Raw genomic sequence first — 23636 nt, 5'->3', positions numbered from 1 at the left:
CGATCATCCCACGGCGTCACCTGGGCGCGTGACGCCGTGGGCACGCAGCTCGAACAGCTCCGACGGCGAGATCGGCATCCGGTCGATGGTGATGCCCTCCGCGTCCTCGATGGCCGAGGCGATGACCGCCGAGACCGGGATGACGCCCGCCTCCCCCGCCCCCTTCACGCCGAGCGGGTTGAGCGGCGACGGCGTCTCCAGGTGGGCGGTCTCGATCCGGGGGACCTCCGTGGCGTACGGCATGAGGAAGTCCATGAACGAGGCGTTGAGCAGCTGCCCGTCCCCGTCGTAGACCATCCGCTCGTACAGCGCGCCGCCGATGCCCTGCGCGACGCCGCCGTGGATCTGCCCCTCGACGATCATCGGGTTGACCAGCCGCCCGCAGTCGTGCACCACCGCGTACCTGACCACCCGGATCTCGGCCGTCAGCGGGTCGGTCTCCACGATCGCGGCGTGCATGCCGGCGGCGAAGGTGGACCTGATCGGCGAGTAGTAGTCGCGTCCCTCCAGCCCGGGCTCGTCGCCCTCGGCGACCGGCGGCCGGTCGGGCGAGGAGGCGCCCGCGAACTGGGTGGCCCGCACGACCTCGTCGTCGAAGGCGTAGCGCAGCGGGTTGGCCAGCACGGCGACCGTGGCCAGCGGGATCGACGCCGACGGCGTCCCCACCACGTGGACGACGCCGTCGGTGATCTCCAGGTCGGCCGGGTCGGCCTCCAGCGCGTCGGCCGCGATGCGCAGCGCCTTGGCCCGCACCTTCCGGCAGGCCAGCGCGATGGCGTTGCCGCTGACGACGGCCGCGCGGGAGGCGAACGTGCCCACCGCGTACCCGAACCTGCGCGTGTCGCCGGTCACCACCGAGATCCGCTCGATGGGCACGCCCAGCTCGGTGGCGGCGATCTGCGCGAACACCGTCTCGTGGCCCTGTCCCTGCGAGGTGAGGCCCGTGGAGACGTGGACGCGGCCGTCGGAGGTGACCTGCACGTGGCCGCCCTCGTACGGGCCGACGCCGGTCCCCTCGACGTAGCAGCCGATCCCGATGCCGCGGCCGGGCCGCCGCTCGAAGGCGTCCCAGCCGATCAGCTCCTTGAGCATGGCGAGCATCCGCGGGTAGTCGCCGCTGTCGTAGATCAGCGGCCGGCCGTCCTGGAAGATCATGCCCTGGTCGTACGGGAACTCGTCCGGCTCGATGAAGTTGGCCCGCCGCACCTCGGTGCGGTCCTTGCCGAGGTGGCGGGCGATCCGGTCCATGGTGCGCTCCATGCAGAACACGCCCTGCGGCCGGCCGGCCCCCCGGTACGGCGTGACCTGCACGGTGTTGGTGTAGATCGCGGAGAACTCCACCCGGTAGGCGCCGATCTTGTACGGCCCGAGGAGCTGGGTGGAGGTGACGATCGGCACGATGATCCCGTACGGCGTGTAGGCGCCGTGGTCGTGCAGGATCGTCACGTCCAGCCCCAGCACGCGCCCGTCGTCGTCGAACCCGACCCGCACGTACTGCACCTGCGCCCGCTCGTGCGCCGAGGAGACGAAGTGCTCGCGCCGGTCCTCCGTCCACTTGACCTCGCGGCCGAGCCTCATCGCGGCCCACGGCACCAGGATCTCCTCCGGCCACGGGTGCACGATCTTCACGCCGAACCCGCCGCCCACGTCCGGCGCGATCACCTCGACGTGCGGCAGCGGCAGACCGAGCGCGGCGGCCACCGCCATCCGCACGCTGGTCGAGGTCTGGGTGCTGGAGTGGACGCGCAGGTCGGTGCCGTCCCAGCGGGCGTGCACGCCGCGGCCCTCCAGCGGCATGCTGGCGCTGCGCTCGACGTCCAGCCGGAACGCCAGCGTGTGCGGCGCCTCCTCGACGGCCTCCCGGGCGCTCCTGCCGTCGCGGGCCGGGACCTCCTGGACGAGGCGGGCCCCCACGTTGCCGGGCACGTCGTCGTGGACGAGCCGCGCCCCGAGCGCCGCCTCCTCCAGGCCGACGACCGGCTTGAGCGGCTCGTAGTCGACGTTGATGAGCGCGCAGGCGTCCTCGGCGAGGTAGCGGTCGGCGGCCACCACCATGACGACCGGCTCGCCCACGTGGCGGACCACCTCGCGGGCCAGCGGGTACGCGGTGCGGCCGTGGGTGAGCGCGGGGTGCGGGATGAGCAGCGGCAGCGGCCGTCCCACACGCTCGGGCAGGTCCTCCCAGGTGTAGATCGCGACCAGGCCCTCGACGTCGAGGGCGGCGGAGACGTCGATGTCGCGGATGCGGGCGCGGGCGTGCGGGGAGCGGACGAACGCGGCGGCCAGCGCGTCCTGGCCCAGGTCGTCGACGTAGCGGCCCCGGCCGGTCAGCAGCCGGCGGTCCTCGCGCCTGCGCACCGGCTCGCCGAACAGCCTCGTGCTCACGGCGTCTCCTCCGCCAGCAGCTCGGCGGCGCGGTGGACGGCCTTGACGATGTTCTGGTAGCCGGTGCAGCGGCACAGGTTGCCGGAGATGCCCTCCAGCACCTCGTCGTCGGCCGGCGCCGGGTTGTCGCGCAGCAGCGCGGTGACCGTGCAGAGGAAGCCCGGGGTGCAGAAGCCGCACTGGAGGGCGTGGCACTCCTCGAACGCCCGCTGCACCGGCGACAGCCCGTCCGGCCCGGCCAGCCCCTCGACCGTGGTGATCTGCCCGCCGTCCACGGTCACCGCGAGCGTCAGGCAGGAGCGCACCGGCTCGCCGTCGAGCAGGACCGTGCAGCAGCCGCAGACGCCGTGCTCGCAGCCGACGTGGGTGCCGGTCAGGCCGAGGTCGTGGCGCAGGCAGTCGGACAGCAGCCGCCGCCCCGGCACCCGCGCCCGGCGGGCGGTGCCGTTCACGACCAGCGTGATCTCGTGCTCCACCGCTCTCCTCACCCTTCGTTCACGACGGGTCCTCATGGCAGGCGGTGGCGCGGGCCGCCGCCTCCCTCAGCACCCGCTCGGCGAGGACGCCCACCAGGTGCAGCCGGTACGCGGCGCTCGCGTGGATGTCGTCCTCCGGCTCCACGGCCCGCCGCACGGCCGCCGTGACCGCCTCCCACGGGACCGTGGCCGCGGGCCGCCGCCCGCACTCCTCCGTCACGTCCGCCACGACCGGGACCGGGCCGACGCCGACGCACGCCACGCGGGCCGCGGCCACGTGCAGGTCCTCGTCCAGCGTCACCACGGCGCACACGCCGGCCAGCGCGTAGTCGCCGTGCCGCCGGGCCACTTCCGCGAACGCCGACCCGGACCTGGGGGGCAGCGCCGGGAAGAACGCCGACACGGCCAGCTCCCCGGCCTCCACCGCCGACTCCAGCGGCCCGGTGAAGAACGCGTCCGCCCCCACCTCCCGCACGGCCGCCCCCGCGCCACCGATCCCGCCGGGTCCACCGGGTCCGCCAGGTCCACCGTGTCCATCGGACATGCCCGAGCCGCTGATGCCGTTCGGGGCGCGGCGGGCCAGGCGTACGGACCCGCCCAGGACGGCCAGCACGGCCGGCAGTTCGGCGGCCGGGTCGGCGTGGACGAGGCTGCCCACGACCGTGCCGCGGTTGCGGATGACCGGGTGGGCGACCAGCCGCAGCGCCTGCCCCAGCAGCGGGTGGACGCCGGAGCGCGCCACCTCGGCCTGCCGCGCCAGCGCCCCCACGGTCACGCCCCCGGGGCCCGCCTCGATCGTGGACAGGCCCGGCAGGCGGTTGACGTCCACGACGTGGGCGGGCGCGGCCAGCCGCATGTTGAGCAGCGGGATCAGGCTCTGCCCCCCGGCGAGCACCTTGCCGTCCACCTCGGCCAGCAGGTCCAGCGCCTCGCGCAGGTCGCGCGGCGCGTGGTAGGCGAACGGCGGCGGCTTCACCCCGCGTCCCTCCTGTCCTCGGCGGCCGACTCTCCCGCGGCCGTCTCCCCCGCACCGGTCCCGCCCGCACCGGTCCCGCCCCCGCCCGTGGCCCCCGCGGCGGCGGCTCCGCCGGGCGCGGGCAGTGGCCGACCGGCGATCACCCGCAGCAGGTGGTACCCGCCCACCAGCACGATGGTGCCGAGCGCGATCCCCTCCAGCCGGAACTCCGAGCTGATCAGGAACTTCACCGGCCCGACCGCCAGGATGATGCCGGCGCCGATGGGCACCATGTTCAGCGGATCGGCGAAGTCGACCCGGTTCTCGACCCAGATCTTGGCGCCGAGGAGTCCGATCATGCCGTACAGGATGACCGTGACGCCGCCCAGCACGCCGGACGGCGTGGCGGACACCAGCGCGCCGAACTTCGGGCTCAGCCCGAACGCGATCGCGAAGACGCCGGCGATGTAGTAGGCGGCCGTGGAGTAGACCTTGGTGGCGGCCATGACGCCGATGTTCTCGGCGTAGGTGGTGGTGGGCGAGCCGCCGACCGCGCTGGTGACCACGGTGGCGATGCCGTCCGCGGCGATGGCCCGGCCCACGTACGGGTCGACGTCGGTGCGGGTCATCTCGCCGACGGCCTTGACGTGGCCGATGTTCTCGGCGATCAGCGCGATGACCGCGGGCAGCACGAGCAGCGCGGCGGAGAGGCGGATGTCGGGCAGGTGGAAGTCCGGCAGCCCCACCCACGGGGCCGACGCCACCTTGGACAGGTCCACGCGGAAGTGCGGCGCGAGGGTCAGCGTCCCGTCGTTGTAGGCGGGCACCTTGCCGAACACCCGGTCGGCCGCCCACGACAGCACGTACCCGATCACCAGCCCGATGAGGATGCCGATCCGGCCGACGAACCCCTTGACCGCCACCACCAGCACGAACGTCACCAGCATCGTGACCAGCGCCATCCACTGGTCCTGCGGCCAGTACACGTCGGCCACCACGTACGCCAGCCCGAACCCGATGAGCATGACCACCCCGCCGGTCACGACGGGCGGGAACATCTTGTGGATGATGCCGACGCCGAGGAAGTGCACCGCCACCCCGGCGAGCGCGAGCACGAGCCCGGCGACGAGGATGGCGCCGGTGACGATCGCGTCGGCCCCGGCGGTGTCGCCCCCGAAGATCGCCCTCAGCGCGAGCACCCCGCCCACGAACGAGGCGCTGGTGCCGAGGTAGCTGGGGATCCTGCCCTTGACGATCAGCAGGAACAGGATCGTGGCCACGCCGGACATCATGATCGCGACGTTCGGGTCGAGGCCCATGACGAGCGGGAAGACGAACGTGGCGCCGAACATCGCGACGACGTGCTGCGCGCCGAAGCCGATCATGCGCGGCCAGGTCAGCCGCTCGTCCGGCCTGACCACCTCGCCGGGAGCCAGATGCTTGCCGTCACCGTGTTTGGTCCAGCCGAAAACCATGAAAGCCCCTCTTCAGCCGGGCCGTCGGGCAGTGGCCGCCCCGCAGGCTCCTCCGCGGCGGCTCTCCCCTGTGCGGTCTTTCCCGTGCGGATCTTTCCGTTGCGGGCACATTAGGCCCGTCGTGGCACTCCTACACGGGCATGATCTGCCAAATTCACGTACAGCACCAGCATTCCCCTCACTCACGCCGCCGCACCTGAACGGTGAGGTCAGTTCCAGTGCGGCGGACGGTGGTAGAGGGCGCCGTCCCCGGTCCGCACCACGTCGGGAAGCTGCGAGCGCCGGATGACCGCCGCTCCCAGCGGAAACCAGGCGTCGCTGACCTGCCGCAGGCCGTCGGCGCTCTTGCCCGGCGGGAACACCGAGACGACCCTGGTCTTGGCGTCCCGCCGCTCGTCCATCTCACGGACCGCCTCGACGGCGGCGCACAGGTCGGAGTCGGCCGACACGAGCATCACCACGTCCACCCGCCCGAGAGCGACATCCGCGACCATGGCGCTGGCGATCGCGACGTCCGTCTTCTTCTCCTCGTACGACCGCCAGGTGGCTCCGCATCTGCGGCACTGCTTGATCTGCTCCTGGAACCGGCCGAGCACCACCTCGGTGCCGCGGCCGCGCAAGGCCGCGAGGTAGGCCCTCTGCCGGGCCACGGCGTCCGGGTCGGCGCGGACCACAGCCGTGAAGTAGGTGACGTGCTGCAGCTGCTGCCCCTGACGCAGCAGATTGCGCGCCAGCTCTCCGAGGTCCAGCCAGAGGTCACGGCGGCGGCTCAACGTCCGCAGGCCGTAGTACAGGTTGTAGCCGTCGACGTAGACGCCGACGCGCGCGATATCCCCGTTCGGCTTGTCACCCATGGCCACCGTCCCTAACATGGAGTCATCAACGCCCGGGGCTACGTTCCCGGGCTCTACGACCCCCGGATCTCCGGGGGTCGTTTCTTTTCGCTCGCATGCGCGACACTAGTCAACAGCGGGTAATGATGTGGTGACTTTTCGTGAACGGTGTTCGGGTCAGCGGACCTGGATGGTGAAGCCCTCGCCGCTCACCACCTGGCCCGAGCGGATCTTGCAGGTCTTGCGCAGCTCCACCTCGCCGTCCACCAGCACCATGCCCTCGGCGACGAGGTGCTTGGCCATGCCGCCCGTCTCGGTGACGCCGCAGTACTTCAGCAGGTCGCACAGCGGGATGTAGTCGGAGCGCAGTTCGAATTCCACGGCACCCAAGCCTAGACGCGGCTAGATGCCGCGCATCCGCAGGACGTGCAGAGCGAGCGTCAGGTTGAGCCGCAGGTGGGGGTCGTCGGTGAAGTTGCCCAGCAGGCGCTCCAGCTTTCCGATGCGGTAGCGCAGCGTGTTGTAGTGGAAGTGCAGCCGCCGGGCCGTCTCGGCCACGTTGAGGTTGGTCTCCAGGAGCACCTGGAGCGTGCGCCGCAGGTCGGCGTTCTCGGCGTCGTCGTCGGTGGCGAGCGCTCCCAGGGTCTCGCGGACGAACGCGTGCAGCTCCGCCGTGTCCTTCACCAGCGACAGCAGCCGGTAGACGCCGAGCTGGTCGAAGTGGGCGACCGCGCCCGGCCCGTGCAGCTGGCGGCCGACGCGGGCCGCCTTGAGCGCCTGCGTGTACGCCTCGGGCAGCGCCGCGACGCCCGGCGACGGCCGTGACGTGCCGGTGGAGAACGTGGCCGGAGGCGTGTCGGCGAAGGCGGACGCCGCGTCCTTGGCCACCCTGGCGGCGTCCACCGCGGCGTCGAGCACGACGACCACCTCGTGCGAGAAACCGGCGACGGCGCCGCGCGGGTCGTGGCGGCGCGTCGCCGTGGTCCAGCTCGTGACCAGGCGGTCCTGGGCGGTGCGCTCGTCGCTGTCGGGGTCGAGCTCGGCGACGAGCACGGTGACCGGCCGTTCGAGCTCCCAGCCGAACGCCCGGGCGCGCGCGGTCACCCGCTCGGCGGAGCCGGCGCGGCCGGTGAGGACGTCGCGCAGGAAGTCGGCGCGGTACTTGCTCTCGACGGCGGTGACGGCCTCCTGCCGGGTGACGACGAGCGCGGCGACGGTGGCGGCGCGCTCCAGGATGCCGACGTCGCTGTCGCGGATGGCGCTCGACGGGCTGTGGGCGACGATCCGGCCGTGGTGGTGGCCGCCGGCGACGACGGGCACCGACACGAAGTCCCGTCCCCGCCCGCCGCTGCTCAGCGGTGGGCCCGGCCGGGGAGCGGCGGCCGGGACGGCGGGGCCCTCGCGGGCGATCGACTCGCGCAGCACTGCCACGTCGTCCGGCGGCCCCGCCGTCGCCAGGACGCGACCCGTCCCGTCCACGGCGGCCACGGCCACGTCCAGCAGCCCCGCCACGCCCTCGGTCACCTCGTCCAGCCCGCCGCCGGCCAGCACCACCTGGACCAGCGCCCGGTGCGCCTCCTCGCCCCGCGCGAGCACGGCCGCCTGCCGGTTGAGGATGTCGGTCAGCACCTGGTTGAGGATGTCGTCGAAGCCGACGTCGTCCGGCAGCAGGATCAGCGGGAAAGCGAGCCGGTCCGCCTGCTCCACCATCTCGTCCGGCAGCTCGTCCACGTACCGGCCGAGCTTGATGGCCAGCGCCGACAGCCCCCGCTCGTCGAGGTCGGCGACCAGCCGGTCGAGCGACTGGGGGGTGTTGCGCAGCGGGTAGCCGGTGGTGAGCAGCAGCTCGTGCGGCTTGACCCAGGCCAGGACGTCGGGCACCTCCATGACGTTCAGGCGCTGCACGATGCGTCCGAGGCCGCTCTCCCCCGCGATCAGCCGGGCCTGGGCGAGCGTCGAGACGCCGAGCACCTCGTCGACGGACAGGCCATGGATGATCGTTCCCGTGCTGGCCGGGCGAACCGGGGGCTCCATGGGGTGATTGTCACCCGGAAGCGGTCTGTCAGGAAGAGCCAACCTTCCCGCGCAGTGTTGGCAAATTTCTCCGTACGGCGTGATTGAACGGCCGTTCTACCGTCAAGGCCCAAGGTCGGGGAGGAGGTCCGGTGACCATCGGTACCCGCGCGAGACGGCCGCGCGTCCACGCGACCGGGGCCGCGAGTACGGCGGTCCGGCCGCTGCTCGACGCGCCGCGACGCCCGGCGCGCGTCCTCGCTGCCTTCCCGGCCGGGACCTACCTTCAGGTCAGGACGGACCGGGAGCCGTCGGTCATCGCGGTGCTCGGCATCGGCGCGACCCGGCTGCCCAACGCGGTGCTGCTGGCGGGCGAGCCGCCGCGCCTCACGGTGGGTGACGACGCGTCGGTGGGCGACGGGGCGGTGCTGCTGGGCCGGTTGAGCCTGCGCGCGTCCCGCTGGTGGGACCCGGCCCCGCCGCTCGGCGAGGCGGACCCGGCACGGCTGCGCGACACGGCGGCCGGGCTGACACCGGGCGAACCGGCGCTGGCCGGCGAGGACGCCGTGGAGCTGCTGGCGTCCGGATGCGCGAGCGGGAGGCTGACGGACGTGCTGACGGCCGCCGAGCGGCTCGTCGGACTCGGCCCCGGGCTCACTCCGAGCGGGGACGACGTGCTCGCCGGGCTGCTGGTGGCGCTGCGGCTCCTCGGCGCGGCCACGGGCGCCGCCCGGGCGGTGTGGCTGGCGGACCGGCTCGCGGCCACGGTCACGTACGACGCCCGGACGCGCACCACGCCCCTGTCGGCCACGCTGCTGCACTGCGCGGCGCGGGGACAGGCGTGCCCGGAGGTGATCGCGGTGCTGCGGGCGCTGGTGGGACGGCACCCGCTGGAGCCGGCCGTGCGCCGCCTGCACGCCCTCGGCCACACCTCGGGCTCCGACCTCGCCCAGGGGATCACGATCGGCGTCCACGCCGTCCTCGCCCTGGCCTCGCGCCCTCCCGTCGCCGCCGGTCCGGGCGGTGCCGGGTGATGGCGGGAACCGGTGAGGCGGCGGTGGTGCGCGCCGGGATCTACCACGATTCGGTGGCGCTCATGCGGGTCAGCAAAGCCCTGGCCGAGCTGCCCGGCATGGAGGTCGCCCTGGTCGCCATGGCCACCGAGCTGAACCTCGCCATGGCCCGCGACCTCGGTTTCAGCACTCCCCCCGCCGGGCCGTCCGACCTGCTCGTCGCGCTGCGCGGCCGGGACGTGGCGCTGGCGGAGCGGGAGCTCGACCGCCTCCTGGCGGACCTGTCCTCCTCGCGCGGCGCCTCCACGTACGGCGCCTCCTCGTACGGCACCTCCTCGTACGGCACCTCCTCGTACGGCACCTCCTCGTACGGCGGGGACGGAGAGGTGCCGCCCCCGCGCACCACCCACTCGGCCGCCGGGCGGGCGCGGGAGTCCGCCGGGGTGGTGCTCGTGTCGGTTCCGGGTGAGCACGTGCTGCCGGAGGCCCTGGACGCCGTCGAGGCGGGCCTCGACGTGATGATCTTCAGTGACGGCGTTCCCGTACGGCAGGAGGTGCTGCTCAAGCGGCTGGCCGCCGAGCGCGGCGTGCTCGTCATGGGCCCCGACTGCGGCACCGCCGTGATCGCCGGGGTGGGCCTGGGATTCGCGAACGTCCTGCGGCCGGGCCCGGTCGGCGTGGTCGCCGCGTCCGGCACGGGCGCGCAGCAGGTGACGTCCCTGCTGGACCTGGCCGGCACCGGTGTCAGCCACGTGCTCGGCGTCGGCGGCCGGGACCTGTCGGCCGAGGTGGGCGGCCTGTCGGCGGTACGGGCGCTGCGGCTGCTGGACGAGGACCCGGCCACGGAGCTGATCGTGCTCGTCTCCAAGCCGCCGGACCCGCAGGTGGCGCGGGCCTTACAGGATGTGGTGGAGACGCTGCGGACACCGGTCGTGCCCGCGCTGCCCGGACACGGCGACCTGACCGACGCGGCGGAGCGGGCGCTGCGCGCGCTCGGCAGGCCCGTGCCCGCCTGGCCGTCGTGGCCCGCGCCCGCCCGCCCGGCTCCCGGCTCACGTGTGGTCAGGGGACTGTACGCGGGCGGCACCCTCTGCGCGGAGGCCGCCGCCATCGCGGGCGGCCCACCCCGGGGCGAAGGGCCACAGGACGGCCCGAGCGCGGGCCGGGGGGAGTTCACCGACTTCGGTGACGACGCCTACACCCGGGGCCGCCCCCACCCCATGATCGACCCGGCGCTGCGGCTGGAGGCGCTCGCCCGCGTGCGCCCTGGCGACGTGGCGCTCCTGGACGTCGTCCTCGGCCACGGCTCGGACCCCGACCCGGCCGCGTCCCTGGCGCCGGCCCTCGCCCGCTGCCCCGCCTCCGCCGTCGTCGTCGCGCTCGTCGGCACCGAGGGCGACCCGCAGGGCCTGCACCGGCAGGCGGCCGCGTTCCGCGACGCGGGCGCGTCCGTCTTCGTCTCCAACGCCCAGGCCGCACGGTACGCGAGGGACCTCCGATGACGCTGCTCTCCGGCCCGCCCCACGTGATCACGGCCGGCGCGAGCCTGCTGCGCGAGGCCCTGGACGCGCAGGCCGTGACCACCACGCCCGTGGACTGGCGGCCCCCGCTGCCCGGCACCGCCGGCGCGCTGGCGCGGGTGCTGGCCGACCCGCGCCGGCCCGCCGCCAACGAGCGCGCCGTCTCCCGGCTGACCTCGGCCCGGCCGCTGCTGGTGAGCGTGCGGCGCGCCTCGGAGGTGCTGGACCTGCCGCAGCCGATGTTCCTGCACGCGGGACCGCCCCTGGACTGGGAGCGGGCGTCCGGCCCGATGCGCGGCGCCCTGATCGGCGCGATGCTGCTGGAGGGGTACGCCCACGACGAGCACGACGCCCGCGCCCGGCTGGAGTCGGGCAAGGTACGGCTGGAGCCCTGCCACCGGCACCGGACCGTCGGGCCGATGGCCGGCGTGGTGAGCCCGTCGATGTGGATGTTCGAGGTGCGGGACGACGTCCACGGCGGCGTCGCGTACTGCTCCCTGAACGAGGGGCTCGGCCGGGTGCTGCGCTACGGCGCGTACGGCCCGGAGGTGCTCGACCGGCTCGGCTGGATGGACCACGTGCTGGGGCCGGTCCTGTCGGCGGCGGTCGAGCTGGCCGGGCCCGTCGATCTGCGTGCGCTGATCGGGCAGGCGCTGCAGATGGGCGACGAGCTGCACAACCGCAACCGCGCGGCCACGTCGCTGCTGCTGCGGGAGCTGGCGCCGTTCGTGGTGGACGCGGCGCCGGGGCACGCCGCCGAGGTGCTGCGGTTCGTCGGGGGCAACGACCACTTCTTCCTGAACGCCGCCATGGCCGCCGCCAAGGTCGCCACGGACGCGGCCCGCGACGTGCCGGGGTCGTCGCTGGTCGTGGCGATGGCCCGCAACGGCACCGACTTCGGGGTGCAGGTGTCGGGACTGGGCGACCGGTGGTTCACGGGCCCGGCGGGGGTGCCCGACGGTCTCTACCTCGGCGCGTACGGACCGGCGGACGCGAACCCCGACATCGGCGACTCCACGATCACGGAGACGTCGGGCCTGGGCGGGTTCGCGATGGCGGCGGCCCCGGCCATCGTGCGGTTCGTGGGCGGCGAGGTGGCGGACGCGGTGGCGGCCACCCGGGGCATGTACGAGATCACGCTGGCCGAGCACCCCGCGTACCAGATCCCGGCGCTCGGCTTCCGGGGGACGCCGGTCGGGATCGACGTGACGCTGGTGGCGCGGACCGGGCTGCTGCCGGTCGTCAACACCGGCATCGCCGGGCGGGTGGCGGGCACCGGACAGGTCGGCGCGGGGCTGGTCAGCCCGCCGGCGGAGGCGTTCACGAGCGCGTTGCTCGCCCTCGCAGATTCAGCACTTGATCCATTTGATCAGTGACATTTCCCCATGTAATGCCATTTGTCAGCATTTCATGGCTGCTTCCGTTCCGGAATCGCGTCCCTATATCGTGTCGAACCTCATAACCTGGAATCGCGGCGCGACGAATGTGACCGATGGGGCGGAAGATGGGGGCGGAGATGGCAGCCGACCGGTTGCTCGGCGGGCCCGGCACACAGGGGGACGTGTCGCGGAGTCAGGGTCGCTTGATCGGCCGGCGCTACAGGCTGATGTCGCCGGTGGGCCGGGGCGGCATGGGGATGGTGTGGCAGGCCCACGACGTCCTGCTCGACCGGGACGTGGCGGTCAAGGAGCTGATCCTGCCGTTCGGGCTGGACAACGCGGGCACCCAGGTGGCGCACCGGCGGATGCTGCGCGAGGCCCGCTCGGCCGCGCGGCTGACGCACCCCGGCATCGTGACCGTCCACGACGTGGTGGAGGAGGGCGGCCGGCCCTGGATCGTCATGGAGCTGTTCCGTGCCTGGTCGCTGGAGCAGGCCGTACGGCAGAGCGGCCCGCTGCCGGTGGTGCAGGCGGCCGAGATCGGCATCCGGGTGCTCGACGCGCTGCGTCACGCCCACGCCGCCGGGATCCTGCACCGCGACGTCAAGCCGGGCAACGTGCTGCTCACCGCCGACCGGGTGGTGCTCACCGACTTCGGCATCGCCGCCATCGAGGGCGACGTCACGATCACCCAGACCGGGCTGCTCATGGGCTCGCCCGCGTACCTGCCGCCGGAGCGGCTGTCGGGGCAGCCCATCACGGCCGCCGCCGACCTGTGGTCGTTCGGCGCGACGCTGTACGCGGCCGTCGAGGGGCGTCCTCCGTACGAGGGGCCGGACGCGATCGCCGTGCTCGGCGCGGTGCTGACGCAGGACCCGATCCGGCCGCAGCGCGCGGGTGCGCTGCTGCCCGTCATCGAGGGGCTGCTGCGCAAGGACCCGGCCGAACGCCTCACCGCGGCGCAGGTCGGCGACGTGCTCGAACGCATCCTGCTGGCCCACGGCTCCACCCGGCCGCGCAACCCGGAGACACCCTCGCCCCTGCCCACGCAGGCCGACCCGACGCCGGCCGGGCTGCTGCCGCCGCTCGACCCGCCGTCCGGGCCGATGCCGTCGCGGATCGTCGAGACGCCGTCGGGGCCGGTGCGCGTGCCGTACGACCCGGGCCTGGGTGACGCCGCGGGGCCGTACGCGGCGGGACACGACCCGCTGTCGAGCCCGTCCGGGGCGCACCGCACCGACCAGCTCCCGTCGCCGGCCCCGGCCGGCGGCTTCGACGCCTTCGGTGCGGCCTCGGGGCCGCTCCGGCCGCCCGCCGCGGATCCCCACGGTCCCGGCGCTCCCGCCGGTCCTACCGGTCCCCGCGGGTCCGGGGTTCCGGCGCCGGGCGAGGCCGGGGAGGGCGCGGGCCGCTCCGGTCTGGCGAGGCGGCTGGAGGCCGCCGCCGGCACCGACGAGCGCCTGGACGCCGCGGCCCTGTTCGGCGACCCGCCGGGACCGCACCCCGCCACCGGCGCACGGCCGGGACCGCAGCCGATCCTGCCGCTGACCACCGACAGCCGAGCCGCCCCCTGGCCGCTGGCGTCGGAGGACCACCTGCGCGACCACTCCCGCGACCTGTCCGGCGCCGTGGCCCGCGGCTCCCGTGACCCGTCCGGCGGCCTGCCGCGCGGCGGTTCGCGCGCCCCGTCCGACGGCGGTTCGCGGACCCCGTCCGGCAGCGGACCGCGCGGCCGCCCGAGCGCCGTGCCCGGCACCGGCCGGCGGCCGGCCAGGGGCAGGCGGCAGCCGGAGGCCGACCAGGGCGCGTGGGTCCGGGGCGGACGGCCGACGCCCCGCCTCATCGTGGCCGCCGTCGCGGCCGCCGGCGCCGTCACGGCGGCCGTCCTCGTGCTCTCGCCGGGCTCCGGCACGGACTCGCCCGCGGGCACCCGGTCCTCGGCCGCGACCCCGGGCGCCGCCTCGGAGCCCGCCGCCACGGGGGCGCCGCTCCAGGCGGCGACCGTGCCGGAGGGCTACAAGGAGCACACGCCGCCCGGGTTCAAGGCGGCCGTGCCCACCGCGTGGAAGCCGGCCACGTCCGGGGACGGCACGACGTTCGCGGGGCCGAAGGACTCCGGCATGCGGATCGTGATCGAGCCGGCGCCGTCGCAGCCGGACGGCGGCCTGGCCGAGCTGGGCCGGGCCGAGTCGGACGGCGGCGTCGAAGGCTACATCCAGGTGCAGCTGCAGGCCACGCAGTTCCGCACGTGGAAGGCCGCGGACTGGGAGTACACGTACACGCGCTCCAACGGCGTCCCGATGCACGCGCTGACCCGGTACGTCACGATCGACGACAAGTCGGCGTTCAAGATCACCTTTGACATGCCCGAGCTGACCTGGGACGACCAGGCCCAGACCCGCAAGGTGTTCCTGGAGACCTTCCGCCCGACGTCCTGACCTCCCGGCCACCACGAACGGCCCCACGCAACGGCCCCACGCACGGCCCCCACGGACGGCCCGGCGGGACGGCGCAGGCCGTGCGGTACGGTCACCGCATGAGGCTGGCGAGCATCCATTTCTACCCCGTGAAGTCCACCGGCGGGCACCAGGTGCGGCGGGCCGAGGTCGAGCCGTGGGGGCTGGCCGGCGACCGGCGTTACCTCGTCGTCGGCGAGGACGGCGAGATCCTGACGGGCCGTGTGCACGAGCGGCTGCTCGCCTGCGTGGCCGAGCTCGGCCCCGACGCGCTCACGCTGACCGGGCCGCACGCGCCGCCCCTGCGCGTGGTCCCGCCGCGCGGGGCGGCCGGCGGCCGCGTCAGGGTGGTCATGGCGAAGATCCCCGTGGAGCTGTCCGACTGCGGCGACGAGGCGGCGGCGTGGCTGTCGGCGCTGATCGGGGTGCCCGCCCGGCTGGCCTGGCAGGACGACCCCACCCGCCGTCCCGTCGATCCCCTGTACGGCCGCGCCGAGGACCGTGTGAGCCTGGCCGACGCCTACCCGCTGCTGCTCACCACCACGGCCTCGCTCGACCAGCTCAACGACTGGGTCGCGCGGACCGCCGCCGAGCGGGGCGAGGAGCCCCGGGCGCCGCTGTCGATGCGCCGCTTCCGGCCGAACGTGGTGATCGACGGCGTGCCCGAGCCGTTCGCCGAGGACACCTGGAAGCGGGTGCGGATCGGCGAGGTCGACTTCCGGGTCAGCAAGGGCTGCGACCGGTGCGTGTTCACGACGATCGACCCGGTGACGCTCGTCCGGGGCAAGGAGCCCACGCGTACCCTCGCCCGCCACCGCCGCTGGGACGGCAAGGTCTGGTTCGGCGTCAACCTCATCCCGGACCACCGCGGCACCCTCGCCCAGGGCGATCCGGTGACCCTCCTCTGACCTTTCCCGACATTGGAGCTGCGCACCGCAAAGGCGCCTTGTCCTCTTTATGGGGATCTTGTGGGCTATGGGAGACTTCACAGGTGAGCAGCGCCCCCACGCAATCCCCGATCTCCCCCCATGACGACATTCGCGGAATTCAGCGCCGTACCCTCGCCGTCCTGTCCGGCGCGCAGATCGTCGGCGGCGTGGGCGTGGCGGTCGGCCTGGCGCTGAGCTCGGTGGTGGTGGACGAGCTGTCCGGCTCGACGGTCGTCAGCGGCTTCGCGGGCACCGCGACCGTGCTCGGCGCGGCGCTGCTGGCGCTGCCGGCGGCCAGGGCGGCCGCGCGCGGCGGGAGGCGGGCGGGCCTGTCGCTGGCGTACGTGGCCGCGCTCGCCGGCTGCGTGCTGTCCGTCGCCGCCATCGCGATCCGCAACTGGCCGCTCCTGCTCGCCGGGCTCGTCCTCGTCGGCGGCGGCAGCGCCGGCAACCTGGCCGCCCGCTACTCCGCGACCGACCTGTCCCCCGAGGGGCACGCCGCCCGGCACCTGTCGCTCGTGGTGTGGGCGGCCACGTTCGGCTCCGTCGCCGGCCCCAACCTGGCCAGGCCCGCCGACCAGATCGGCGTCGACGCGGGGCTGGCGGAGAAGGCCGGGCCGTTCGCGTTCGCGGCGCTCGCGTTCGCGCTGGCGCTCGTCATCGTGGTGGCCGGGCTGCGTCCCGACCCGCTCAAACTGGCCCGCGAGCGCGACGGCGCCCGCCCCGTCCCCGCCGGTCGCGTGCGGACGATCCGCCCCGCCTGGGAGACGCTGCGCTCCACCCCGATGGCCCGGCGGGCGCTCGTCATGGTCGCGGTCAGCCACACCGCGATGGTCTCGGTGATGTCGATGACCCCGGTCAAGCTGCACCACGACGGCTCGAACCTGGACGTCATCGGCCTGGTGATCAGCCTGCACATCGCCGGCATGTACGTCCTGTCACCCGTGGTCGGCTGGCTGTCCGACAAGGCGGGCAAGGTGCCGGTGCTGCTGCTCGGCATGTCGCTGCTGCTGAGCTCCGCGGCCCTGGCGGGCACGGCCGGGCACCGCGTGTGGCAGGTCACCACCGCGCTGGTCCTGCTCGGGCTGGGCTGGTCGTGCGGGCTGGTCGCCGGGTCGGCACTGCTCAGCGAGTCGGTGCCGGTGGAGCGCCGGCCCGCCGTCCAGGGCCTGTCGGACCTGCTGATGAACGTCTGCGGCGCCACCGGAACGGTCGTGGCCGGCGCGATCGTGGGCGGGCTGTCGTACGGGATGCTCGGCCTGGTGGTGGGCGTGATGGTGACGCTGGCGGCGCTGTGGCTGGCCGTCGCCCACGCCCGGACGCGCCGCGGCGAGCCGGTGCCGGCCGTCCACGGCCGCGGCCGCTGAGTCCCTGCAGGACGGCGCGGGAGGAGCCCGCCACTCAGGGAGACACCCGGTGGGTCACTTGGCGTCGGCGTAGGACGTGACCGCCACCGCCTCCATCGGGAAGCGCACCGGCGTGCGGCCGAACACCAGCCGCGTCGCCTCCGCCGCCGCCGCGGCCACCGCGTCGATCACCTCTTGGGCCTGCTCCAGGGGGCAGTGCACCATCACCTCGTCGTGCTGGAAGAACACCAGCCTGGCCGGGTCCGGCAGCAGCCCGCGCAGCACCGCCATGAGCGCGAGCGCCCACTCGGCGGCCGTGGCCTGGACCACGAAGTTGCGGGTGAACCGGCCGCGGTCGCGCGTGGCCCGGCCGCCCTCGGGGCCCGAGACGAGCCCGCGCCAGCGCTCCGACGGGGGCGGGCAGGTGCGGCCCAGCCAGGAGCGCACCAGCCGCCCCTCCTCGCCCGCCTTGGCGGCGTCCTCGACGAACTGGTAGGCGTGGGGGAAGCGCTGGCGCATCATGGCGAGCAGCTTGGGGGCGTCGCCGCTGGTGCCGCCGTACATCGCGGACAGCATCGCGATCTTGGCGTGGCCGCGGTCACCGCCGAACGCCTGGGCCAGCGCGGAGTACAGGTCGATCTCGCCCGCCGCCCTGGCGAGCCCCACGTCGCCGGCCATCGCGGCGAGCACCCGCGGCTCCAGCTGGGCGGCGTCGGCCACGACCAGGGTCCACCCCTCGTCGGCCACGACCACCCGCCGCATCACCTTGGGGATCTGCAGCGCCCCGCCGCCCGAGGTGGCCCACCGCCCGGACACCACGCCGCCCACCACGTACTCGGCACGGAACCGCCCGTCGCGCACCCACTGGTCGGCCCACGTCCAGCCGTGGAAGCTGTGCAGGCGGGCCAGCTCCTTGTAGGCGAGCAGCGGCGCGACGGCGGGATGGTCGACCTGCTTGAGCTCCCAGGAGCGGGTGCTCTTCAGCGCCACGCCCGCCCCCTTGAACGCCTTGACCAGCTGCTGCACCGAGTCGGGGTTGACCGGGTGGCCGAACGCCGCCGACACCTCGTCGGCCAGCGTCTGGAGCCGGGCGGGCCGCATCCCGTGGACGGGTCTCGGCCCGAGCAGGTCGGTCAGCAGCGCGTCGTGCACGTCGCGCCGCCACGGCATGCCGTCGTGGCCCATCTCCGCGGCGATGAGCGCGCCCGCCGACTCGGCGGCGACCAGCAGCCTGAAGCGGCCGGGGTCGGGCAGCGCCTCGATGCGGCGCAGCTGGTCGGCCAGCACCTCGGCGAGGGCGTCGGCGCCCAGCGGCTCGGGCGCGAACAGGGTGTCGGGCTCGCTCGGCCGCTCCTCGGGCACCGGAAGACCGTGCAGGCGGGCGTGGGCGGCGCGGGCGGAGCGCGGCTCGCCGTGGCGCCCCTCGAAGCCCAGCAGCAGCCCCTCGGTGAGGGCGAGGTCGTGGCAGCGGGAGACGCGCACGCCGGCGCGCAGCAGCGGCGGGTAGTCCTCCCGGGCGTCGGCCCACACCCAGCGGGGCCGCTCCCCCTCCAGCTCCCGCACGGTCCCCGCGAGATCACCGGAGGAGCCCGGCCGATCGGAAGACCCCACGGGGAGCACCGTCTCCCCCGCAACCACCACGTACACGCCCCCAGCGTGCCAGGCGCCTACGACAAGCAGAACGCCCGGCCATGGTCAAAAGAGTGCCGCCTGGCGCAGATGAAGCCTGACCCGCCCGTTCGGTCCGCTGATGCGCCTGCTGGGGCCCAGGGTCCGGAGTCATCGAACACCCGTACATTCAGCGCGCGCTCATGGCACCTTTGACCTCGTGCAGCTTCGTTACCGGTACCGGATCTACCCGAGCGCCGCTCAGCGCACCGCGCTGGCCAGGGCATTCGGGTGCGCGCGAACGGTGTTCAACGACGGGCTGCGCGTCCGGAGCGAAGCACACGCGGGCGGCTTGCCATACATCTCGGACGGAGACCTGTCGAAGCAGATCATCACACAGGCCAAAAGGAGGCCGGAGCGGGCGTGGCTTGGCGAGGTGTCGGCGGTGGTGCTCCAGCAGGCGCTGGCAGACCTCAACTGCGCCTATCGCAACTTCTTCTCCTCAATTACTGGCCGCCGCAAGGGGCCGAAGGTCTCGCCTCCCCGGTTGCGTTCGCGAAAGGACAGCCGCCAGACGATCCGCTTCACCAGGAACGCCCCCTTCCGTATCACGGCGAGCGGGAAACTGCGCCTGCCCAAGATCGGGGATATGGATGTCCGCTGGTCGCGGTCTCTGCCCTCGGCGCCGTCAAGTGTCACGGTGATCAAAGACGCGGCAGGACGATATTTCGCCTCGTTCGTGGTGACGACGACGGACACGCCGCTGTCGGAGTCGCCCCGCGAAGTCGGCATCGACCTGGGCTTGACTCATTTCGCGGTGCTCTCGGACGGCCGCAAGATCGCTAATCCGCGATTCCTGCGCCACGCTGAGCGCCGGCTGAGCAAGGCGCGGAGAGCACTCTCGCGCAAGACGCGAGGGTCGGCGAACAGGAGAAAAGCAGTCACCAAGGTCGCGCGTGCCCATGTGCGGGTGGCCGACGCTCGCCGCGACTGGGCGCATAAGCTCTCCACGCAGATCATCCGCGACAACCAAGCGGTCTACGTGGAGAACCTGTGCGTGTCCGGCCTGGGACGCACCAAGCTGGCGAAAAGCGTTCATGACGCTGGATGGTCGCTTTTCACGGCGATGCTCGCCTACAAGGCAGAACGATACGGGCGGCACTTCGCCAAGATCGACCGCTGGTGGCCCTCATCGAAGCTGTGTGGGGTCTGCGGGGCTCTGACCAAGTCCCTGCCCCTCAACGTCCGGTCTTGGAAATGCCCATGTGGGGCCGTCCATGACCGCGACGTCAATGCGGCGAAGAACATCCTGGCCGCCGGACGGGCGGACAGATCAAACGCCTGTGGAGACCGGGTGAGACCACCGCTCGCGGAGGCACTGGTCGATGAAACAGGAAGCCTTCGGGGTGCCTCACCAACGGCACGGACGAAAGTCCCCGCACTTCCGTGCGGGGAGCACGTCAAGACAAAGCGATCCGCACCTCGTCCTCCAGGGGTGGCTCCAGTTCCTGGTCCAGGCAGCCGGTGGCGGCGAAGCAGCGGAGGGTGAGCGTGTCCGGCGTGACCGACATGTGCAGGAACTGCTTGAAGAACGGGGGCGTGTCCCAGTCGGACAGCTCCGACAGGTAGCGGTGGAAGACCCGGCCGACCGGCAGCCGCAGCGGCCACGGCCAGGACCCGAGCAGCCGCGCCGCCCACTTGACGCGCGGCGTGATCCGCACCGGCGACTCGATGGGCCGCACCGGGGTGTTGCCGATGCGCTCGGACATGACGCAGGCCGCCTCGGCCGGCGTGAGGTAGAGCCACTTCATGCGCAGCCGCCTGGCGTAGAGCTGGCTGTAGAACGACAGGGAGTCGCCGCGCAGCGGGTAGCACTTGAAGTCGTCCTCGTGGACGGCGGCGACGTCCACCCGGCCGATGGTGTGGGTGGCGTGCATGAACGCGCCCCCGCCGCCGGACACGACGTACTGGATGACCCGGTCGCCCACCCGGACGGGGTAGCGCTGGTAGTTGTGCACGTCGCCGCCGATGGCGGCCACGTAGCGGTGGCGGGGGTCGCGGACGATGTCGTCGATCGTGCCGCCGTCCTCCAGCGGTGAGGGTTTGTACTCGTTACGGGTGTAGATCGGCTTGCCGGTGACGAGGATCTTGGGCCGGGGGTCCAGGGACACCTCGCGTAACCAGGCGGTCTGCCGCCGGTCGATGGCGCCCCTGATGCCGGTGTCGACGCCGACGACGAGCAGGCTCTCGCTCTCGATCGCCCAGTACGGGCCGGGCTGGGCGGCCGGGCCGGCGGCCTGCTGGGAGGGGCGCGAGCGCAGCTTGCGGGCCTCGGCCAGGCGGGACTCGTCGATGGTCTCGGGCCTGCGCCAGAGGAGCCCGCGCAGCCCTCCGCCGGCCGGGCCGGGCTTGAGCGGCGGCGCGTCGCAGAAGACCCGCATGAAGCCGCCGAGCCCGTCGTACCAGTCGTGGTTGCCGGGGATCGCGTAGATGGGGGCGTCGTAGTCCTGGTACGGGCGGAAGAACTTGTCCCTGTACTCGTTGCCCGATCCGGCCGGGTAGATGACGTCGCTGGCCACCACCGCGAACGACGTCCCCTGCCCCATCCGCAGCAGGCCGGGCACGACCGCGTACTGCGAGGCGTCGCCCTCGCCGGTGTCGCCGAGCAGGATGAAGTCGAAGGTGGGGCCCAGGCCGGGGCGGACGCGGAAGCCGGGGTCGGCGCCCTGGTCGAGCCGGCCGGTGACCCAGCGCTCCCGGATCTCGGGCGACGGATCGCCGAACAGTCCGGCCAGGATCTCGTTGCGCGAGCGCCACAGTGTGCGCGGGTCCAGCCAGGTGAAGCCCTTCCGCTTGGGCCGCAGCCGGTCGAACGTGCCGATCCGGGAACAGGCCCAGCCTGCCCCTTCTTCGGACACCCGGGACGAGAGCTGCTTTCCGCGTTCGGCCGCCGCTTCCACCATGACCATATCTTTACCGTGATCTTTCCGGCGCGCATCCCGAACGCTCCGTGCCGCTCTCGACACGGAAGGTTCCCATGTGTAGCCTCACGCCCCAAGCAAGCGGTTGTCGGCCGCGGGAGGGGCTGCCATGGCCCGGAACGGTCCGGACGATACGACCCGGCGGGACACCTCGGAGGTGGCCGCCGTCGAAGGGCTGCTGGCGTTGGCGCACATGCGGTGGCGGTGGAGCCGGGGGCGGGTCCGCTGTGTCGTGGAGGCGGTCATGCGCAGCCGCGCGCTGGCCGCCGCGGACCCGGCCGCGCACACGGCGCTGCTGGTCCGCTCGCTGCGTTCGGCGGCCCGGGTGATGCTCGGGCGCGGGCGGCCCGGGGAGGCGCTGCCGTACGCGCTGGAGGCCGCCGCGCTGGCCCGCTCGCTGGGCGGCCCGGCGCTGGTGATGTGCCTGGGGACCCTGACGGAGACGTACGAGGCGCTGCACCGGTACGGCGAGGCCGCGGCCACGGCGCGGGAGGCCGAGGCCGCCATCGACCCGCCCCCCTGAGCCCGCCCGCTCCCCCGCGAGACGCCCGCCGGAAGGCCGGTCAGGGCACCAGCGCGCCGGGGTTGAGCACTCCCTCCGGGTCCAGCCGCGCCTTGACGGCCCGCAGCACCTCGACGCCCACCGGCCCCAGCTCCCGCGTGTACGCCTCCAGGTGGTCGCGGCCGACGCCGTGGTGGTGCGACACGGTCCCGCCCGCCCCGGCGATCGCCTCCAGGGTGGCCCGCTTGGCCGTGGCCCACTGCTCCACCGGGTCGCCGTGCTGGGCGGTCACCACGGTGAAGTACAGCGACGCGCCGGTCTCGTACACGTGGGAGATGTGGCACATCACCAGCGGCGACCCGAGCGCGCCGAGCAGCGCCAGCCGCACCGCGTCGTACAGGCGGGGCAGCCCCGACCAGAAGCAGGCCGTCTCCAGCGTCTCCACGGTCGCGCCGGCGGCCAGCAGCGAGTCACGCAGGTACGGCGCCGAGTACCGGCCCCGCTCCCACGCCTGCCCCGGCTCCTCGCCGAGGGGCTCGCCGCCGTGCCGCGCGAGCACCGCCCCCGCCCCCGCCCGGACGGCGGCCACGGACGCGCCCTCGTAGCCGGCGATCACCAGGCAGCCCGGCCCGCCTCCGCCCAGCGCGTCCGGCCGGGCCAGGCCGACCATGGTCTCGGTCTCGTCCGACAGCCGCAGCACCGTGGGCAGCGGCCCGTCCTGGGCGAGCGCGCGCAGCGCGGCGGCGCCCTCACGGAACGACGGGAAGCGCCAGCCCTCGTAGACCTTCTCGGCGGGCGCGGGCCGTACCCGCAGGCGCAGCGAGGTGATGACGCCGAACGCGCCCTCGGAGCCGAGGACGAGCTGCCGCAGGTCCGGCCCCGCCGCGGAGCGGGGCGCCCGGCCGAGCTCCAGTGTGCCGACGGGGGTGGCCACGGTCAGCCCGGCCACCATGTCGTCGAAGCGGCCGTATCCGGCGGACGCCTGCCCGCTGGACCGGGCCGCCGCGAAGCCGCCGAGCGTGGCGTACTCGAACGACTGGGGGAAGTGGCCGAGCGTCATGCCGTGCGCGGCGAGCAGCCGCTCGGCCTCCGGCGCCCGCAGCCCGGGCTCCAGCTCGGCCACCCGCGACTCCAGGTCGAGGCCCACGAGCCGGTCCAGCCGCCCCAGGTCCAGCGCCACCACGCCCGCGAACGCCGCCCGCCCGCCGGCCCCGTTCCCGGGCGGGCCGGCTTCCGCGGTCGTGGGCCGGCCGGCTTCCGCGGTCGTGGGCCGGCCGGCTTCCGCGGTCGTGGGCCGGTCGGCTTCCGTGGTCGTGGGCCGGTCGGCGGCGAGACCGCCCACGACCGAGGTGCCGCCGCCGAAGGGGACGACGGCGACGCGCTCGCGCGAGCACAGCTCCAGCAGTTCGGCCACCTCGGTGTGCGAGCCGGGCAGCACGACGGCGTCGGGCGCGTCGAGGGCGTCGCCGGCGCGCATGCGCAGCAGGTCGGGCGTCGACTTGCCGCGCGTGTGCCGGACCCGCTCCTCGGGGGAGGTGTGGACGTGCGCGGCGCCGGTGATCCCGGCCAGCGCCTCCAGCAGGCGGCCGTCGAGGGCGACGCCGGGCAGCCGCACCGACTCCAGCGGCACGGCCGGGGCGGCGGGCCCGCGCACGCCGAGCAGGTCGCGCAGCAGCTCGCGGACCGGGCCGGGAAGCTCGCGGGCGCGGGCGGGGTCGCCCCAGCCGGACCAGAGCATGGGTTCAGCGGACATGTCTACACTGTG

The 23636-nt window shown here is 74.0% G+C and carries 18 protein-coding genes; 8 read left to right on the top strand and 10 right to left on the bottom strand.

Going from position 1 to position 23636, the window contains the following annotated elements; genetic code table 11:
• Positions 1 to 3: 3 nt before the first annotated feature.
• The 7 genes from cutA to ACIBG4_RS07145 all read right to left on the bottom strand — a co-directional run bounded on the left by cutA (position 4) and on the right by ACIBG4_RS07145 (position 8158).
• On the bottom strand, positions 4 to 2385 hold the full coding sequence (gene cutA / locus ACIBG4_RS07175; RefSeq protein WP_397201063.1) for an aerobic carbon-monoxide dehydrogenase large subunit: 2382 nt from the start codon (positions 2383 to 2385) through the stop codon (positions 4 to 6).
• On the bottom strand, positions 2382 to 2861 hold the full coding sequence (locus tag ACIBG4_RS07170) for a (2Fe-2S)-binding protein (RefSeq protein ID WP_397201062.1): 480 nt from the start codon (positions 2859 to 2861) through the stop codon (positions 2382 to 2384). Before ACIBG4_RS07170 ends, cutA begins: the two co-directional genes overlap by 4 nt.
• Positions 2862 to 2880: 19 nt before the next feature.
• Positions 2881 to 3837, bottom strand: a complete 957-nt coding sequence (locus ACIBG4_RS07165) for an FAD binding domain-containing protein (RefSeq protein WP_397201061.1) — start codon at positions 3835 to 3837, stop codon at positions 2881 to 2883.
• Entirely contained in the window at positions 3834 to 5291 is a 1458-nt protein-coding gene (locus ACIBG4_RS07160) for a uracil-xanthine permease family protein (protein WP_397201060.1), read from the bottom strand. The genes ACIBG4_RS07165 and ACIBG4_RS07160 overlap by 4 nt, the downstream gene beginning before the upstream one ends.
• Positions 5292 to 5500: 209 nt before the next feature.
• A complete protein-coding gene (locus ACIBG4_RS07155) occupies positions 5501 to 6145 on the bottom strand; it encodes an NYN domain-containing protein (RefSeq protein WP_397201059.1) in 645 nt (214 codons plus the stop codon).
• 156 nt (positions 6146 to 6301) lie between these two features.
• A complete protein-coding gene (locus ACIBG4_RS07150) occupies positions 6302 to 6505 on the bottom strand; it encodes an RNA-binding S4 domain-containing protein (protein ID WP_310716916.1) in 204 nt (67 codons plus the stop codon).
• A 21-nt stretch (positions 6506 to 6526) separates the two neighbouring features.
• Positions 6527 to 8158: a PucR family transcriptional regulator gene (locus ACIBG4_RS07145; RefSeq protein ID WP_397201058.1), complete on the bottom strand. Its 1632-nt coding sequence runs from the start codon at positions 8156 to 8158 to the stop codon at positions 6527 to 6529.
• A gap of 131 nt (positions 8159 to 8289) precedes the next feature.
• Between ACIBG4_RS07145 and ACIBG4_RS07140 the strand changes: the two genes are divergently transcribed.
• The 6 genes from ACIBG4_RS07140 (at position 8290) to ACIBG4_RS07115 (ending at position 16801) form a co-directional block, all read left to right on the top strand.
• Positions 8290 to 9171: a DUF2877 domain-containing protein gene (locus ACIBG4_RS07140; RefSeq protein WP_397201057.1), complete on the top strand. Its 882-nt coding sequence runs from the start codon at positions 8290 to 8292 to the stop codon at positions 9169 to 9171.
• Positions 9171 to 10652, top strand: a complete 1482-nt coding sequence (locus tag ACIBG4_RS07135; RefSeq protein WP_397201056.1) for an FdrA family protein — start codon at positions 9171 to 9173, stop codon at positions 10650 to 10652. Before ACIBG4_RS07140 ends, ACIBG4_RS07135 begins: the two co-directional genes overlap by 1 nt.
• On the top strand, positions 10649 to 12046 hold the full coding sequence (locus ACIBG4_RS07130; protein WP_355453945.1) for a DUF1116 domain-containing protein: 1398 nt from the start codon (positions 10649 to 10651) through the stop codon (positions 12044 to 12046). The genes ACIBG4_RS07135 and ACIBG4_RS07130 overlap by 4 nt, the downstream gene beginning before the upstream one ends.
• Before the next feature lie 206 nt (positions 12047 to 12252).
• On the top strand, positions 12253 to 14487 hold the full coding sequence (locus tag ACIBG4_RS07125; protein WP_397201055.1) for a protein kinase: 2235 nt from the start codon (positions 12253 to 12255) through the stop codon (positions 14485 to 14487).
• 98 nt (positions 14488 to 14585) lie between these two features.
• Positions 14586 to 15413 (top strand): MOSC domain-containing protein, encoded by an 828-nt coding sequence (locus tag ACIBG4_RS07120; RefSeq protein ID WP_397201054.1) that lies wholly within the window; start codon positions 14586 to 14588, stop codon positions 15411 to 15413.
• A gap of 83 nt (positions 15414 to 15496) precedes the next feature.
• Positions 15497 to 16801: an MFS transporter gene (locus ACIBG4_RS07115; RefSeq protein WP_397201053.1), complete on the top strand. Its 1305-nt coding sequence runs from the start codon at positions 15497 to 15499 to the stop codon at positions 16799 to 16801.
• A gap of 54 nt (positions 16802 to 16855) precedes the next feature.
• Here the strand turns inward: ACIBG4_RS07115 and ACIBG4_RS07110 are convergent, their stop codons facing one another.
• Positions 16856 to 18391, bottom strand: a complete 1536-nt coding sequence (locus ACIBG4_RS07110) for a bifunctional 3'-5' exonuclease/DNA polymerase (RefSeq protein WP_397201052.1) — start codon at positions 18389 to 18391, stop codon at positions 16856 to 16858.
• A gap of 217 nt (positions 18392 to 18608) precedes the next feature.
• On the opposite strand from ACIBG4_RS07110, the gene ACIBG4_RS07105 reads away from it, so the two are divergent.
• Positions 18609 to 19937: an RNA-guided endonuclease InsQ/TnpB family protein gene (locus tag ACIBG4_RS07105; RefSeq protein ID WP_397201051.1), complete on the top strand. Its 1329-nt coding sequence runs from the start codon at positions 18609 to 18611 to the stop codon at positions 19935 to 19937.
• On the opposite strand, the gene ACIBG4_RS07100 is transcribed toward ACIBG4_RS07105, so the two are convergent.
• Positions 19849 to 21357, bottom strand: a complete 1509-nt coding sequence (locus ACIBG4_RS07100) for a metallophosphoesterase family protein (protein ID WP_397201050.1) — start codon at positions 21355 to 21357, stop codon at positions 19849 to 19851. The genes ACIBG4_RS07105 and ACIBG4_RS07100 overlap by 89 nt on opposite strands.
• A 121-nt stretch (positions 21358 to 21478) precedes the next feature.
• On the opposite strand from ACIBG4_RS07100, the gene ACIBG4_RS07095 reads away from it, so the two are divergent.
• Positions 21479 to 21892, top strand: a complete 414-nt coding sequence (locus ACIBG4_RS07095; RefSeq protein WP_397201049.1) for a hypothetical protein — start codon at positions 21479 to 21481, stop codon at positions 21890 to 21892.
• A gap of 40 nt (positions 21893 to 21932) precedes the next feature.
• On the opposite strand, the gene ACIBG4_RS07090 is transcribed toward ACIBG4_RS07095, so the two are convergent.
• Positions 21933 to 23624 (bottom strand): FAD-binding oxidoreductase, encoded by a 1692-nt coding sequence (locus ACIBG4_RS07090; RefSeq protein WP_397201048.1) that lies wholly within the window; start codon positions 23622 to 23624, stop codon positions 21933 to 21935.
• Positions 23625 to 23636: the final 12 nt, after the last annotated feature.

Source organism: Nonomuraea sp. NPDC050383, from assembly GCF_044459125.1.
Classification (GTDB): Bacteria; Actinomycetota; Actinomycetes; order Streptosporangiales; family Streptosporangiaceae; genus Nonomuraea.
Note: the sequence above shows the minus strand (reverse complement) of the source record. Positions and strands in the feature narration are given on the sequence as shown.